This is a genomic window from Gordonia sp. HS-NH1 (assembly GCF_001418765.1).
In the GTDB taxonomy this organism is placed as follows: Bacteria; Actinomycetota; Actinomycetes; order Mycobacteriales; family Mycobacteriaceae; genus Gordonia.
Genome location: NZ_LIYC01000129.1, coordinates 1 through 443, shown reverse-complemented (window position 1 = coordinate 443; position 443 = coordinate 1). Strand labels below are relative to the sequence as shown.

Below are 443 nucleotides of genomic sequence, written 5' to 3'. Positions count from 1 at the left end.
ATCGCACCCGTTACGGCACCGACTGGAGCCCCCACCGCCGCGCCCACAACCGCCGACGGAATACCAAGTGCGACAGCACCAGCGGTACCACCGGCCATCACACCGATGATCGTGGCGGCAGCACGGCGGGTGGCCTCATCCTCGGGAACACCGGCAGAAATCAAACCCTGCGCGATCTTCGCCTCGCCGTACGCCGACCACGCGTTGATCGAGTTCACATCCCGCTTCGACATACCCTCCGGGATGTCGGTCACGAAGTTGCCCACACGGATCTTCTCCGGCGGCGGCGCGATCGGCCGAACCGGCGGCGCAACACGAGGAGCCACCCGATTGTTGATCAGCGGAGTGTAGGGCTCATCATAGGACTGCGACCCCGGCGCGGTGTACGCCTGATACGGCGCCTCCACCGGCGGACCCGGGATACTGCCCGGACCAGGAACCAC

Annotated in this window: 1 pseudogene; it reads right to left on the bottom strand. The window is 66.4% G+C overall.

Going from position 1 to position 443, the window contains the following annotated elements:
* Positions 1–443, bottom strand: a pseudogene (locus AMD30_RS24360) (hypothetical protein); the annotation flags it as partial.